The sequence below is a fragment of the Sphingobium sp. TCM1 genome (assembly GCF_001650725.1).
Classification (GTDB): Bacteria; Pseudomonadota; Alphaproteobacteria; order Sphingomonadales; family Sphingomonadaceae; genus Sphingobium.
On the sequence record NZ_LXVX01000034.1, the window covers coordinates 354948 to 368545 of the forward strand.

Annotated in this window: 16 protein-coding genes; 9 read left to right on the forward strand and 7 right to left on the reverse strand. The window is 66.3% G+C overall.

What is annotated here, in order from left to right; all coding sequences use genetic code 11:
* Positions 1 to 47: 47 nt before the first annotated feature.
* Entirely contained in the window at positions 48 to 245 is a 198-nt protein-coding gene (locus tag A7Q26_RS18755) for a DUF1192 domain-containing protein (RefSeq protein ID WP_066862673.1), read from the reverse strand.
* A 105-nt stretch (positions 246 to 350) separates the two neighbouring features.
* Between A7Q26_RS18755 and A7Q26_RS18760 the strand changes: the two genes are divergently transcribed.
* The 7 genes from A7Q26_RS18760 to A7Q26_RS18790 all read left to right on the forward strand — a co-directional run bounded on the left by A7Q26_RS18760 (position 351) and on the right by A7Q26_RS18790 (position 7280).
* Entirely contained in the window at positions 351 to 1355 is a 1005-nt protein-coding gene (locus A7Q26_RS18760) for an NAD(P)H-quinone oxidoreductase (protein WP_157102612.1), read from the forward strand.
* 287 nt (positions 1356 to 1642) lie between these two features.
* Positions 1643 to 2515 (forward strand): UDP-2,3-diacylglucosamine diphosphatase, encoded by an 873-nt coding sequence (locus A7Q26_RS18765; protein ID WP_066862677.1) that lies wholly within the window; start codon positions 1643 to 1645, stop codon positions 2513 to 2515.
* A 37-nt stretch (positions 2516 to 2552) separates the two neighbouring features.
* Positions 2553 to 3581: a glycosyltransferase family 4 protein gene (locus A7Q26_RS18770; protein WP_066862680.1), complete on the forward strand. Its 1029-nt coding sequence runs from the start codon at positions 2553 to 2555 to the stop codon at positions 3579 to 3581.
* A gap of 129 nt (positions 3582 to 3710) precedes the next feature.
* Positions 3711 to 4394, forward strand: coding sequence for a DUF1013 domain-containing protein (locus tag A7Q26_RS18775; RefSeq protein WP_066862683.1), 684 nt, complete (start codon positions 3711 to 3713; stop codon positions 4392 to 4394).
* 138 nt (positions 4395 to 4532) lie between these two features.
* Positions 4533 to 6239 (forward strand): long-chain-fatty-acid--CoA ligase, encoded by a 1707-nt coding sequence (locus tag A7Q26_RS18780; protein WP_066862686.1) that lies wholly within the window; start codon positions 4533 to 4535, stop codon positions 6237 to 6239.
* A gap of 42 nt (positions 6240 to 6281) precedes the next feature.
* Entirely contained in the window at positions 6282 to 6815 is a 534-nt protein-coding gene (msrA, locus tag A7Q26_RS18785) for a peptide-methionine (S)-S-oxide reductase MsrA (protein ID WP_066862690.1), read from the forward strand.
* Between the two features lie 201 nt (positions 6816 to 7016).
* Complete coding sequence (locus A7Q26_RS18790; RefSeq protein WP_066862693.1) at positions 7017 to 7280, forward strand: hypothetical protein; 264 nt, start codon at positions 7017 to 7019, stop codon at positions 7278 to 7280.
* A gap of 94 nt (positions 7281 to 7374) precedes the next feature.
* Here the strand turns inward: A7Q26_RS18790 and A7Q26_RS18795 are convergent, their stop codons facing one another.
* On the reverse strand, positions 7375 to 8331 hold the full coding sequence (locus A7Q26_RS18795; protein ID WP_066862696.1) for an L-threonylcarbamoyladenylate synthase: 957 nt from the start codon (positions 8329 to 8331) through the stop codon (positions 7375 to 7377).
* A gap of 107 nt (positions 8332 to 8438) precedes the next feature.
* Here A7Q26_RS18795 and A7Q26_RS18800 point away from each other — a divergent pair, with 107 nt between their 5' ends.
* Positions 8439 to 9257 (forward strand): ATP-binding protein, encoded by an 819-nt coding sequence (locus tag A7Q26_RS18800; protein WP_066862699.1) that lies wholly within the window; start codon positions 8439 to 8441, stop codon positions 9255 to 9257.
* 71 nt (positions 9258 to 9328) lie between these two features.
* On the opposite strand, the gene A7Q26_RS18805 is transcribed toward A7Q26_RS18800, so the two are convergent.
* Together A7Q26_RS18805 and A7Q26_RS25720 are read right to left on the reverse strand one after the other, a co-directional pair.
* Positions 9329 to 10654, reverse strand: coding sequence for a PQQ-dependent sugar dehydrogenase (locus A7Q26_RS18805; protein WP_066862702.1), 1326 nt, complete (start codon positions 10652 to 10654; stop codon positions 9329 to 9331).
* 60 nt (positions 10655 to 10714) lie between these two features.
* On the reverse strand, positions 10715 to 10888 hold the full coding sequence (locus A7Q26_RS25720; protein WP_198162983.1) for a hypothetical protein: 174 nt from the start codon (positions 10886 to 10888) through the stop codon (positions 10715 to 10717).
* A 214-nt stretch (positions 10889 to 11102) separates the two neighbouring features.
* Here A7Q26_RS25720 and A7Q26_RS18810 point away from each other — a divergent pair, with 214 nt between their 5' ends.
* Entirely contained in the window at positions 11103 to 11312 is a 210-nt protein-coding gene (locus tag A7Q26_RS18810; RefSeq protein ID WP_232313868.1) for a hypothetical protein, read from the forward strand.
* A gap of 19 nt (positions 11313 to 11331) precedes the next feature.
* Here A7Q26_RS18810 and argC read toward each other — a convergent pair whose 3' ends face one another.
* The 3 genes from argC to A7Q26_RS18825 are packed head-to-tail and all read right to left on the reverse strand — an operon-like array spanning position 11332 to position 13548.
* Positions 11332 to 12276, reverse strand: a complete 945-nt coding sequence (gene argC / locus A7Q26_RS18815; RefSeq protein ID WP_066862705.1) for an N-acetyl-gamma-glutamyl-phosphate reductase — start codon at positions 12274 to 12276, stop codon at positions 11332 to 11334.
* Positions 12273 to 13181: a C40 family peptidase gene (locus A7Q26_RS18820; RefSeq protein WP_066862708.1), complete on the reverse strand. Its 909-nt coding sequence runs from the start codon at positions 13179 to 13181 to the stop codon at positions 12273 to 12275. The genes argC and A7Q26_RS18820 overlap by 4 nt, the downstream gene beginning before the upstream one ends.
* Complete coding sequence (locus A7Q26_RS18825) at positions 13141 to 13548, reverse strand: MarR family winged helix-turn-helix transcriptional regulator (protein ID WP_066862711.1); 408 nt, start codon at positions 13546 to 13548, stop codon at positions 13141 to 13143. Before A7Q26_RS18825 ends, A7Q26_RS18820 begins: the two co-directional genes overlap by 41 nt.
* Positions 13549 to 13598 lie beyond the last annotated feature (50 nt).

Below are 13598 nucleotides of genomic sequence, written 5' to 3' on the forward strand. Positions count from 1 at the left end.
CCCAAGCCCGAAGAAGCCCTGGAGGGCGCTGGGGGCCGGTCGCCGGTTCATCGCTTGAATAGCGCCTCGGCGGTTGCCTTGTGGTTAACGGCGCTTTCAATCCTTGCCCTGGATCGCGCGATTTCCGCTTCCAGCGTGGCGATCCGGGCGTGTAGTTCGGCAACGGACAGTGGCCCCAGATCCTGTGTCAGCAGGCGGGCCAGCGGATCATCTCCCTTGCGTGGCAGATTGTCATCCAAGTCCATGAAGGCCAATGTTGACCCTGCGGGCCACTCTGTCAATAAGGGCGCGCGCATCGCGGTATGTTTTTGGTGCGGCGCAGCATAAGTGCGGCTTCGGGGGCGGCGATCATGGCGATGGAATTTGCGGTGCCAGGCGAGATGACGGCGATCGGCATCGCCCGGCCCGGCGGACCGGAGGCACTGGTGCCGGAACGGCGGCCGGTGCCTGTTCCGCGCGACGGCGAGGTGCTGATCCAGGTCGCGGCAGCGGGCGTGAACCGGCCCGACGTTCTGCAACGGCAGGGCAAATATCCGCCGCCGCCGGGGGCTTCCGACATTCCCGGGCTGGAAGTGGCCGGTACGATCGTCGCGGCCGGAAGCGGCGCGGACATGCTGGTCGGGCAGAAGGTCTGCGCGCTGCTGGCCGGGGGCGGCTATGCCGAATATGCGGTGGCGCCCGCGGGCCAGTGCCTGCCGGTGCCCGACGAGTATGACCTGGTCGAAGCGGCGGCTTTGCCCGAAACGCTCTTCACCGTGTGGACCAATTTGTTCGAGCGCGCCTATGTGGTGGAAGGCGACACGGTGCTGGTCCATGGCGGCACCAGCGGCATCGGGACGATGGCGATCACCCTGTGCCGGCTGTTCGACATCCGTATCGTCGTGACCTGCGGCAGCGACGAGAAATGCGCGCAGGCGCTGGAATGGGGCGCGAGCCATGCGATCAACTATCGCACGCAGGATTTTGTCGAAGAAGTGAAGCGGATCACCGAGGGGCAGGGGTGCCAGGCTGTGCTGGACATGGTCGGCGGCGACTATGTGCCGCGCAACCTGGACTGTCTGGCCGACGACGGACGGCATGTATCGATCGCGGTGCTGGGCGGCGCGAAGGCCAGCATCTTCATCCCGGCGGTCATGACGAAGCGGCTGACGATCACAGGATCGACGCTGCGCGCGCGATCGGTGGGGTTCAAGAGCCTGGTCGCGGACGAGCTGATGCGGACGGTATGGTCCTTCGTGGGGCAGGGGAAGCTGCGCCCGGCGATGGACCAGCGCTTCGCGCTGGCCGACGCGGCCAAGGCCCACGCCCGCATGGACGCGGGCGAGCATTTCGGGAAGATCGTGCTGGTCGTTTGACGGATGGCGGTTGTGGACGCCTGATCGCGACGCCGATAGAGTTGCTGGTAGTCGCAGTGATCTCGGCGCTGCTGGGCATTGCGGAAAATGTTGACCGTTGATCTTTCATCGTCATCCCCGCGAAGGCGAGAATGACGCGGTGAACTGAATTGGCAGCGGTCACTCCACGGCGTCTAAGGTCTCGAAACCCGCGAAAACCGTAGCATTTCCGTCATAATCCCTGCGAATTTGTAACATTGCGGGCTTAAGGATTCACTCCCGAGGACACATGTCTTGGGGACCGCATCATGAACGCCATTACGCGCTTGCCCTTCCTGGGGGACATAGAGGAGGGCGCCGACGACCGCTTTCATATCCCCGAGCGGGAAGGGCAGCGGCGCCGTTATCGCACCATCTGGATTTCGGACATCCACCTCGGCACGCGTGGCTGCAATGCGGCGATGCTGATCGACTTTCTGGATAATGTGGACAGCGACACCATCTATCTGGTCGGGGACATCATCGACGGCTGGCGGCTCAAGAAGCGCTTTTACTGGCCGGCCAGCCATAATGACGTGGTGTGGCGGCTGATGAAGCGGGCCAAGCGCGGTACCCGGGTCGTCTACATCCCCGGCAATCATGACGAGATGTTCCGGCAGTTCACCGGCATGAGCTTCGGCGGGGTCGAAATCCGGCGCAAGGCTATCCACCAGACCGCCGATGGCCGCAAACTGCTGGTGCTGCATGGCGACGAGTTCGACACGATCATGCTGGCGCATCGCTGGCTCGCCTTCGTCGGCGACGCCGCCTACACCACGTTGATGCGGCTGAATGTCGTGGTGAATGCGGTGCGGCAGCGCATGGGGCTGCCCTATTGGTCGCTTTCCAAGATGGCCAAGCACAAGGTCAAGAACGCCGTATCCTTCATCTCCCGCTTCGAGGAAGTGGTGGCCCATGAAGCCGGCGCGCGCGGCGTCGACGGCGTGGTGTGCGGCCATATCCACAATGCCGAGATGCGCGAGATTGCGGGCATCGACTATTATAATGACGGCGACTGGGTGGAGGGCTGCACCGCGCTGGTCGAACATGGCGACGGGCGGATGGAAGTGCTGCACTGGGCCGACGAGATCGCCGCGCGCGAACGGGCCGAGCGCAGCGCGCAGGCGCGTATGGCGGCTTGACGCAGCGGCACCAAGCCATGAGTGAAGGGCAATTCCCATGCGTATAGCGATCGTCACAGATGCCTGGAGCCCGCAGGTCAACGGCGTGGTGCGGACCTTGCAGACGATCCAGGCCGAGTTGGAGCGGATGGGCCATGTGGTCAAGGTGATCTCGCCCGATCTCTATGGCTCCATTCCCTGCCCGACCTATCCCGAGATCAGGCTGGCTCTGGTCCGCTCCGGCGTGGTGGGGCAGGCGATCGCCGCCTTCCGGCCGGACGCGGTGCATCTGGCGACGGAAGGGCCGCTGTGCCTGGCGGCACGACGCTGGTGCCTGCGCGGCGGATTGCCGTTCACCACTGCCTATCACACCCATTTCCCCGATTATGTGGCGCAGCGCACCGGCCTGCCCGCCGCCTGGTTCTGGCGCTATATCCGCTGGTTCCACGGGCCGGCGCAGGCGGTGCTGGTATCGACCCGATCGGTGCGCGAGCAGCTTCGCGCTCATGGCGTCGCCAATGTGCGCCCTTGGGGCCGGGGCGTGGACCTGGCCGCCTTCACCCCCGATGCGCCCCCGCCGGACCTGTTCGCCGGCCTGCCGCGCCCGATCATGCTCTATGTCGGGCGCGTCGCGGTGGAGAAGAATCTGGAGGCCTTCCTGGCGACCGACCATGAGGGCACCAAGGTGGTGGTGGGCGACGGTCCGGCGCGCGTGGCGCTGGAGCGGGCCTGGCCGCAGGCGCGCTTCCTGGGGGCGATGTTCGGCCGGGATCTGGCGGGCGCCTATGCCGGAGCGGACGTCTTCGTCTTTCCCAGCCGCACCGATACGTTCGGGCTGGTGATGATCGAGGCGCTGGCCTGCGGCACGCCGGTCGCGGCCTATCCGGTGACCGGGCCGATAGACATCGTCACGCCGGAAACCGGGTCGCTGTCGGAGGATCTGGGGCAGGCCATCGCCGAGGCGCTGACGCGCGACCGGCGGACATGCGCCGCCTATGGCCGCAGCTTCAGCTGGGAGCGCAGCGCGCGGGAATTCCTGTCCGGCCTGCATGAAATCGACCCGGAGGCCATAGAAAGCGCCGCCTGACGCATTTCCCTGCCGGATTTCCTTGCCGCAGGGGCCGGGATGGACTATCTCTGACCCGTCGCGGCCGCCCTGATTGGGCGGCCCTTATCGTTTTTACGTGCCGGAGATGACCCCGTGTCCCAGCCTCTCATGCCCCATGCGACCGCCAGCTGGCTGGTCGACAACAGCGCTCTGAGCTTCGACCAGATCGCCGAATTCTGCGGGCTTCATATCCTCGAAGTGCAAGCGATCGCCGACGATACCGCCAGCATCAAATATACCGGCCGTGATCCGGTGCGCGCCCATGAGATCACCATGGAGGAGATCCACAAGGGCGAAAGCAACCCCGACTACAAGCTCAAGATGCTGAAGGGGCCGGAGCCGGTCCGCCGCACCAAGGGGCCGCGCTACACCCCGGTCAGCAAGCGCCAGGACAAGCCGGACGGCATCGCCTGGATCCTGCGCAACCATCCGGAGATTTCGGACGGCGCGATCGGCAAGCTGATCGGCACCACCCGCACGACCATCGCGGCGATCCGCGACCGGACCCACTGGAACATCAGCAACATCGTGCCCAAGGATCCGGTGACGCTGGGCCTGTGTTCGCAGCGCGAACTGGACTCGCTCGTGACCAAGGCCGCGAAGAAGGCGGGCATTGAGGCCCCCACCGATTCGCGCCTGGACGGCGACCGCGAGGCGCTGATCGAGGAACTGCGCCGCGAACGCCAGGACGCCGCCCGCCGCGCCGAGGAAGCGCTCAGGAGCGAGTCCGAGCTGATTTCCGGCGCGGCCGCGATCCTCGATCCGTTCAGCGGCAGCAAGGGCGCGGCGTGAAGCCGTAGCGTCACCGGCGGCGGCATCGCAGCCGCCGGCGACACGCGAAATTCCAGGGGCTGCGCCGGCTTTCGGTGCGGCCCTTTTTCGTTTGGTTGACGCTTGCGTAAAGTAAATGATCGCCATACACTTCGGGCCATGGAGAGCCTAGAACAGATCCTGAAGGACCGATATCGTCATCCCACCCGCTGGGACCAGACCTTCCCCCCGCTGTCGATGGGGCAGATGGTGACGGACAGCGCCATGGCGCATCCGCAGGCCCATATGATCGATTTCATGGGCCGCAAGTTCAGCTATGGCGAGATGTTCGACCAGATCAGGCGCGTGGCCTGCGGATTGCAGGCGATGGGCGTGAAGAAGGGCGATCGGGTCGGTCTCTACCTGCCCAACACCCCCCATTATGTGGCGGCTTATTATGGCGCACTGATGGCCGGGGCGATCGTCGTCAATTTCTCGCCCCTCTACACCGCCGCCGAACTGGAGCATCAGGTCGAGGATAGCGGCACCAGGATCCTCTTCACCCTGTCGGCCAAGGCGCTGCTGCCGACGGCGCTGGAGGTTCTGGAACACAGCACGCTCGAAACGCTGATCGTCGGGACGGTCGCGGAGATGCTCTCCCCCGTCAAGTCGCTGCTGTTCCGCTGGTTCAAGGCGAGCGAATGCACGCCCCTGCCGGATGATCCGCGGGTGATCCGCTACGACCGGTTCATGGGCAACAAGGGCGACTGCGCCGTGGCGGAGATCGACCCGGTGAACGACGTCGCGCTGCTGCAATATACTGGCGGCACCACCGGGACGCCCAAGGGCGCGATGCTGACCCACCAGAACCTGACCGCCAACGCCCGCCAGGCGCAGGCGATCGACCCGCACCAGCATGAGGCTGACCGGATCATCGCGGTGCTGCCCTTCTTCCATGTCTTCGCCAATACCTGCACCCTCAACCGCACGGTGGTGAATGGTGGCGAGATGGTGATGCTGCCGCGCTTTGACGCGGCGCAGGTGCTGGCGGCGGTGCAGCGGGTCAAGGCGACCTCGCTGCCCGGCGTGCCGACCATGTTCCAGGCGCTGCTGGACCATCCCGCGATCCGCAACATCGATTTTTCGTCACTGCGGGCCTGTATTTCGGGCGGCGCCCCCCTGCCGCTGGAATTGAAGCAGAAGTTCGAGACGGCGACCGGTGCGCGGCTGATCGAAGGCTATGGCCTCACCGAAACCAGTCCGATCGTCTGCACCAACCCCTATGAGGGGCTGAACAAGAGCGGCACGGTGGGCCAGCCGGTGCCGGGCACGCGGGTCAAGCTGGTCGACCGCGAGGATCCGACCAGGTCGCCGCCGGAAGGCGAGCCGGGCGAACTGCTCTTCGCCGGGCCGCAGATCATGAAAGGCTATTGGAACCGGCCCGACGCCGACGCCGAAGTGTTCATCGGCGACTATATCCGCACCGGCGACGTCGGCATCATCGACGAGGACGGCTATGTGAAGATCGTCGACCGATTGAAGGACATGATCGCGGTCGGTGGCTTCAAGGTCTTCCCCAGCCAGGTGGAGCAGGTTCTCTACCATCATCCGGCGGTCAAGGAGGCGCTGGTGATCGGCGTGCCCGATCGCTATCGCGGCGAGCAGCCCAAGGCCTTCGTAACGCTGAACGAGGCGGCGGAAATCGACGGGCCGGGCCTCAAGGAATGGCTCAATCCCCAACTCGGCAAGCATGAGCGTGTGTGCGAGGTGGAGGTGCGGCTGAACCTGCCCAAGACGCTGGTCGGCAAGCTTTCGCGCAAGGAACTGGTGGCAGAGGAGCGCGCCAAGGCGGACGCGGCTGCGAAGGAGGCTGGAACCGCGGCCTGATCCTTCCTATCTGGGCGCCTCACGCAGACAAGGAATGGACCAATGGCCGAAGAAATCGCGACACTTGCCGGGGGATGTTTCTGGTGCACCGAAGCGGTGTATCAGAATCTCAGGGGCGTGAGGGCGGTGGAGAGCGGCTATATCGGCGGCACATTGCCCGACCCCACCTATGAACAGGTCTGTTCGGGCGCGACCGGCCATGCAGAGGCGATCCGCATCACCTATGATCCTTCGGTTATCAGTTATGCCGACCTGCTCGACATCTTCTTCGCGACGCATAATCCGACGACGCTGAACCGGCAGGGCAACGACATCGGCACCCAGTATCGGTCGGCCATCTTCCCCCATTCGGCCACGCAGGAGGCCGAGGCCCGTGCGGGAATCGAGCGGGCGCAGGCGGATCAGTCCGACCCGATAGTCACCGCGATCGAGCCGGACGCGCCCTGGTATCCGGCCGAGGATTATCACCAGAAATATTGGGACCGGGTCGGGGACCAGAACCCCTACTGCATGGCCGTGATCCCGCCCAAGCTGGCCAAGCTGCGCAAGGGTTTCGCGCAACGGATCGAGGGGTAGGGCGCCGCGACGACGCTCCGTTGACGACCATGTTCCGTCATGCCGGTGGAGGCTGGCGTCACCGGCAACGACGCGCCAGACTGACGGGCGTTGTCGGCTTCCTGTCCGATGTGGACGGGCAGTCGAGTTTTGCGGCGTTCTTAGTCGGCGGTTCATCCGAACCATGTTAGGGACGCCCGGAACAACTAGTCGGGGACGAAGATGAGGAAGTCGTTATTGCTGGCCACGCCGCTGATCCTGCTGGCGTTGCCTGGCTGCGTGCGGACGGTGGCGAGCGTCGTGACCGCGCCTGTGCGCGCGGGTGCGCAGGTGGTCGACTGGACCACCACCAGCCAGGACGAAGCGGACCGCAATTATGGCCGCAAGATGCGCGAGCAGGAAGCGCGCGAGGGCCGCGAGCGCAAAAAGGCCGACAAGGAGCGGCGCAGGCAGTGCCGCGAGGCGGGGTATGACAATTGTGACTGACCAGTTGTTCTGACCGCCTTCCCCGCCCCGCGCGAAACGAACGGATGGCCAACGCCGTCCGTCCCGCGCGGGTAGGAGAAACGGTCGCGGGCGTTCAGGCCGCTGCTCGCTTCAATCGGTCGTTGATGGCCGCCCCGATGCCCTCGCTCGGGATAGGCGCGACGGCGATGCGGGCCGCCGCGCTGGCGTCGGCGATGTGGAGGGCGGCGAACAGGGCCGCGCCCGCTTCGCGCAGGTCCGCTTCGGGGCTGAGGTTGATGTTGCAGGGCATCAGGCCGAAACCGATCAGATATTCGTCGGCCTCGGCCCGCAGCGCGTCCAGCCGTACCGGCTTGGATGGCGCATAATGGCTTTCGAGCTGGCCGGGTGCCTCGATCTTGGCGTCGCCCTTGGCGCTCGTTACGGGCAGGCCGGTCGCCTCCTCCAGCATGGCGGCGGTGATAGGGCCGGGGCGCAGCAGCCGGACACGCTTGGTTTCCGGCGCGGCGATGGTCGATTCCAGTCCCTCGCTCGTCGGCCCCTCATCCAGGATCATCCGCACCTTGCCGTTGAGGCTGGCGAGCACATGCTCGGCGCGCGTCGGACTGATCGACCCGCTGCGGTTGGCCGAAGGCGCTGCCAGCGGGCGGCCGCTCTCGCGGATCAGCGCGCGCATCGCCGGATGGGCGGGCAGGCGCAGCGCGACCGTGGGCAGGCCGGCGGTGACGAGCGGCGACAGGCCGCTGTCGGCGCGGACGGGCAGCACCAGGGTGAGCGGGCCGGGCCAGAAACGCTCGGCCAGCCGCTCCGCCACGGGGGAGAAGTCCGCCAGCGCGCGTGCCATGGCGATATCGGCGACATGAACGATCAGCGGATTGAAGCTGGGCCGCCCCTTGGCGCTGTAGATCGCGGCGACCGCATGGCTGTCGGTCGCATCGGCGGCGAGGCCATAGACGGTTTCGGTTGGCACGGCGACAGGCTCGCCGGCGCGGATGAGCAGCGCCGCTTCGCGCAGCGATTCTGCGCCATAGCGGCAGGATCGGGTGGAATAGGCTGGATTGGCGATGGTCACGGTCCCCGCGATATAGTCCCCGGTTCAGGCGAGTAAAAGGCCATTGCGACAGGAGAATGACATAGCCGCCGCTTGCCGCTGCGGGGATCGCCGATTAAGCCCGCGTCATGACCGACGCACTTCTGACCCGCATTGCCGAGGCGCTGGAACGGCTCGCGCCGCCGCCGCCTCTTTCCGCCGATCTCGCGACAGCGCCCGCCTATGTCTGGGACGGCCATGCGATCCATGCGGTGGAAGCGTTCGCGCCGGTGGAATTCGACCTGCTGAGCGGGATCGATGCGCAGAAGGGGTCGCTGCTGGAAAATACCCGCCGCCACGCCGCCGGCCATGCCGCGCATGATGTGCTGCTGTGGGGCGCGCGGGGGACCGGCAAGTCGGCGGTGGTGGCGGCGGTTGTCGGCCGGTTGCAGGCGAATGGGCAGGATGTCGCGCTGCTGCAATGCGCGATCGACGAGCTGGCCAGCCTGCCGCGGCTTTTCTCGCTGCTGCGCGGCACGACGCGGCCGTTCATTCTGTTCCTCGACGATCTGGGCTTTGACGAGCAGGGGGTGGGCGATGCGCGGGCATTGCGATCGCTGTTGCAGGGCGGGACGGCGGCGCGGCCGGCCAATGTGCGGCTCTATGTCACCTCGAACCGGCGCCATATCGTACCGCGCCACCTGTCGGAGCAGGACGACCCGGTCAATCCGCGCGACGTGGTGGATGACAAGATGGCGCTGTCGGACCGGTTCGGCCTCAGCCTCGGCTTCCATGCGATCGACCAGGATGCCTATGTTGCGATCGTCAGCGGCTATGCGGGCAGGCTGGGCCTCGATTTCGACCGGCTGGAGGCGATCCAGTGGGCGACCCAGCGCGGCAGCCGGTCGGGCCGTGTCGCCTGGCAATATGTGGTCGAGCTGGCCGGACGGAATGGGGTGACGATCTGACATTTCCGTTCGTGTCGAGCGAAGCCGGGAAATGCGGCCCGACGCGCTCGAACGAACGGATGCGATCGACCTTACTTCGCCTTCGTCACGCGCCAGATCACGCCGCCGACGTCGTCGCTGACCAGCAGCGCGCCCTTCGCGTCGGCGGTGACGTCGACCGGGCGTCCCTGGGCCGCGCCATCCTTGTCGAGGAAGCCGGTCAGCACGTCCACCGGCTTGGCCTTGCCTGCCTCGCCATCGGCAAAGCCAACGAACACGACCTTGTAACCGGCGGCGGGCTTGCGGTTCCAGCTGCCGTGCAGGCCGACGAAGGCGCCATCGGTATAGGGCGCGCCCAGTTGCACCTTGTCGGCGAAGGTCAGGCCCAGCGGCGCGACATGGTTGCCCAGCGCATAATCGGGACGCTTGGTATATTCGCGGATTTCCGGGCGCTGCGGCTGGACGCGGCGATCCTCATAGCCGCCCCAGTAATTCCAGGGCCAGCCATAGAAGGCGCCGAATTCGATGCGGGTGAGATAATCGGGGACCAGATCGCTACCCAGCATGTCACGTTCATTGACCACGCCCCACAGCGCGCCGCTCTTGGGCTCGAACGCCAGGCCGACCGGATTGCGCAGGCCCGAAGCGAAGGTGCGCTTGTACCCGGTCCTGGGATTGACCTCCATCACCAGGGCGCGGTTCCGCTCCGTTTCCAGGCCATTCTCGCCGATATTGCTGTTGGAGCCGATGCCGACATAGAGCAGGCCGTTGCGACCGGCCACCAGGCTCTTTGTCCAGTGCTGGTTGGGCGCCTGCGCGGGCAGGTCGATGATCTTGCGGCCCTTGGCCGTGATCTTCATGTCGCCTTCCTTGTAGGGGAAAGCCATCACCGCATCGGTGTTGGCGACGTAGAGGGTGTCGCCCAGCAGCGCCATGCCATAGGGCGAATGGAGGCCGGTAAGGAAGGCCGTCCTGGTTTCCGCATGGCCATCGCCATCGACGTCGCGCAGCAGGGTGATGCGATTGGCCGAGGGTACGCCCGCGCCCGCCTTGTTCATGAGGTAGTTCATCACCCGCTGGACGATGCCGTCCTTGGGGCGGGGCGGACTGTTGGTTTCGGCGACCAGAATGTCGCCATTGGGCAGCCGCAGCAGCGAGCGCGGATGCGCAAGGCCATCGGCGAAGCGCGCAACGGCCAGCCCCTTGGCCGCCACCGGCCTGGCCTCGCCCTGCCACGGCTTCACCTCGGCGATGTTGATCGTGGGCAGCATCTCGCTGCGCGGGCTGGTGAAGGCCGGCTCCCGGCCGGTATCGGCGCCAGCGGGCAGGCGCGCGGTGTCGCCCTGCGCAAGGTAGAGGAAGGCGCCTCCGGCCAGGGCCAGGGCAACGAGCGGCAGGACGATGATGTGCTTGTTCATGCGCCCATATCTATGCGGGCGCCGTTCGACGGGCAAGGCGGATGGCGCCTCGCTTCGCGCTTATTTGCCGCGTTCGCGCAGGTAGAGGAGGAGCGCGATCAGCACGCCCGCAGCCGCGCCCGCCAGCAGGCCGATGCTGGGCTGCCCCAACATGCCGCCGCCGATCGCGCCGCCCAGGATCAGCAGCGCGATGATCGCGCCCGCGCCGGTGGGATGATGCCTGCCCTTGCTCATGGGTCGTCCTTGCCATGGCACGGACGGTAAAGCCAGCGTCATTGGATGGCGGTCCGTTTCGGGACAGCCTGTCCTGCTATGGGACATATGTCCGACTGTGGGACTTGCCTAACCGGCCATTCACCCTCGTGTCCGGCGCGGACGGCCAAAGGCTGCAACTGGCATGGTGATTGAACCTTGGTTCCAATCAGGGGCGCACAAGTCGGGGGTTATCATGCAGATGCCATATCTTGCGAACCGCAAGAGCTATGAGGATGCTGCCGAGCTGATCAGCCGGTTCGGCGACCATGCCGGCTACGAAGCCGCGGCGCGGGCGGACCACAGCCTGGACCAGGGCAATCATGTCCACTTCTGCCACTGGCGACAGATCGAGCGGCTGATCGTGGTGCTCGCCCATGACCAGCCGCTGGGTACTATCCACTAGGGTCGATCGACCCTGGGATTTAGAGGCGCAGGCCCGCTATTTCCGGCAGGCCGGCCAGGATGTTGAGATTCTGGACGGCGGCGCCCGCCGCGCCCTTGCCCAGATTGTCGAGCGCGGCGACCAGTCGGGCCTGGCCGCGCTCTTCATTGCCGAACACGAACAGGGCGAGCCGGTCGGTCGCGCCGACATGCTCCAGATGCACCTGTCCCATGGCGGCGCTGTCTTCCAGCGTGGCGACGCTGACGATCGGCGATTCCGCATAGGCGGCGGCCAGCGCGTCGTGGATGGCGACGACCGAAGGCGCGCCTGGCATCGCCCGCAGTTGCAGCGGCACTTCGACGATCATGCCGCGATAGGCGTCCGCCACCGCCGGTGCGAACAACGGTGGATGGGCGAGGCCCGAATAGCGGGTCATTTCCGGCACATGCTTGTGCGCCAGGTTGAGCCCATAGGGGCGGAAGGCGGTCGGCGCGCCGGCGTCGCCTTCATATTCGGCGATCATCGACTTGCCGCCGCCCGAATAGCCGGACGCGCCAGACACCGTCACCGGCCAGTCGGCCGGCAGCAGCCCGGCCAGCACGAGCGGACGGACCAGCGCCAGGAAGCCGGTCGGCCAGCAGCCCGGATTGGCGACGAAGCGGCTGTCCGCCAGCCGACCGCGGTGGCCCGGTTCCAGCTCGGGGAAGCCGTAGGTCCACCCGTCCGCGACGCGATGTGCGGTCGATGCATCGATGACGCGGGTGCGGCCATTGTCGATCAACGACACGGCTTCGCGCGCGGCGTCGTCGGGCAGGCAGAGGATGACGATGTCGGCGGCGTTCAGCGCGTCGCGGCGCGCGCCGGCATCCCTGCGCTTTTCTTCCGGAACGGTGATGAGCGAGAGTTCGGGACGGCCGGCCAGCCGGTCGCCAATCTCGATGCCGGTGGTGCCATGCCCGCCGTCGATGAAAATGCTGGTGGTCATGCGCCGATCCTCCGCCGCGCGATGATGGGTTGGACATGCGTGTCGACAAGGCGCGCCACCACGTCCGCCAGCGGCTCGCGCACCACTGCCATCCAGTGGGCATTGGCGTGGAGCAGCGTCCTGCCGTCCGTCATGATGCCGACATGGCCGGGGAAGAAGATGATGTCGCCGCGCTGGAGGGCGGCATCACTGCCGATCGGCGCGCCGATGCCTTCGCATTGCAGGTCGGTGTCGCGCGGGACGGCCATGCCTGCCGCGCCGAGCGCCACCTGCACCAGCCCCGAACAGTCGATGCCGCGATGGCCGCGCCCGCCCCACACATAGGGCTGGCCCAGATAGGCCTCGGCTACGGCCACCCAGTCCTGTGGACGTTCGTCGATGGCGACCGCGTGGCGCGCATGGATGAAGCCTTCGGCGCAGGCGATGAAGTCGCCCTGCGCCTCGCCCGAGAAGCGGCTTCCGCGCGGCCAGTAGTCGGCGATGGGCGACTTGATGTCGGCGGCGGCGAACAGCGGCGCCGCGCCCGCGATGATGCGATGGGTCGGCTTTTCCTCGACATCCAGCGCGTCGCGGCGGACATAGCCGACATACCCGTCATGACCGCAAAAGCCCCAGGCCCAGTCGGTCATCACGTCGAGCGCGTGGAAGACCTCGCCGCGCAGCAACTCGCTCACCGCTTCGGACGTGGGCGAGGCGGCGGACAGGATCGGCGTCCCTGGCGAGACGCAAGTCAACGGGACGGCGCGGGCATAATGGGCGGAAAAGAGCGTACCGGCGAGCGCCAGGTCGGCGAGGTCGCCGCGCGCCGCGTGGACACGACGGTCGAGCGCGACGGAGCGGCCGTCGAGCTTGAACCGGGTTCTTTCAGGCGGTGCGTTCCGCTGAGGGGTGTTGGAGCCGTTCATCGCGCGCGGTTCCTGCGATGAAATGGTGAAAGGCGTCAAGAAATTCCGCCCCTTTTGGGGTCCGGGTGATGAAAATATTGCGACGATCGGCCACATCGCGTTCGCGGCGCAGATAACCGAGCGCCGAAAGCTTGTTCAGCGCGCGGGTGATGACCGGCTTGGAGACGTGCAACGCCTCCGCCAGGCCACGCACCGTATGCGGTCCGTTGCCGATATAGACCGTCATCATGAGGGCCATCTGACGGTTGGTGAGGTCAGGCTTGCCGGAGCGGACATAGTCGACCAGAGTACGCATCCACTGACGCAGCGGTTGCAGTCCCGGACGGTCGGTTTCGGCAAGCGATTCTTTGGCGATCTGCGCGGTCATGTGGACGTAACGCGCAATGGCCAATCCGGTTGCGTAACGGATCGGCGCTT